The following is a 352-nucleotide window of genomic DNA, read 5'->3' as shown; positions in this document are numbered from 1 at the left end:
TCCCTACTCCTGCGCTCCCGTTTTATTGGGACTGCAAAGATACAAACTTTATTTTAACCCGCAACTTTTTAAAGTAAAAAGTGAAAGTTTTTTTTCGTCCTTATCTTTCGGAGTATATAATGTTTCTGCTTATCTAAAAGCTCTTCTGCGCTTACTGAATCTCTCTCGTTTTTCAGTGGGGCAAAGATAGAAACTTCTCCTTTACCACGCAACTTTATTTAACATAAAGTTTACATTAAAGTAACATATCACTCTTAAGGTTCTGATTAGTTGAGAGAAAAATTTTAAACATTTGTTTGGGGATTTGCGTGGAGAGATGCCGGATGGCAGGAAAAGGGGAAAATGCAGATGT

1 protein-coding gene is annotated in these 352 nt (G+C 36.4%); it reads left to right on the top strand.

The features are described 5' to 3' along the window. On the top strand, nucleotides 1–190 hold a 190-nt coding region (locus tag DRF65_RS29060; protein WP_228439014.1), incomplete at its 5' end, for a hypothetical protein. Between the last annotated feature and the right edge of the window lie 162 nt (nucleotides 191–352).

The sequence above is a fragment of the Chryseobacterium pennae genome, from assembly GCF_003385515.1.
Taxonomy (GTDB): Bacteria; Bacteroidota; Bacteroidia; order Flavobacteriales; family Weeksellaceae; genus Chryseobacterium; species Chryseobacterium pennae.
Note: the sequence above shows the minus strand (reverse complement) of the source record. Positions and strands in the feature narration are given on the sequence as shown.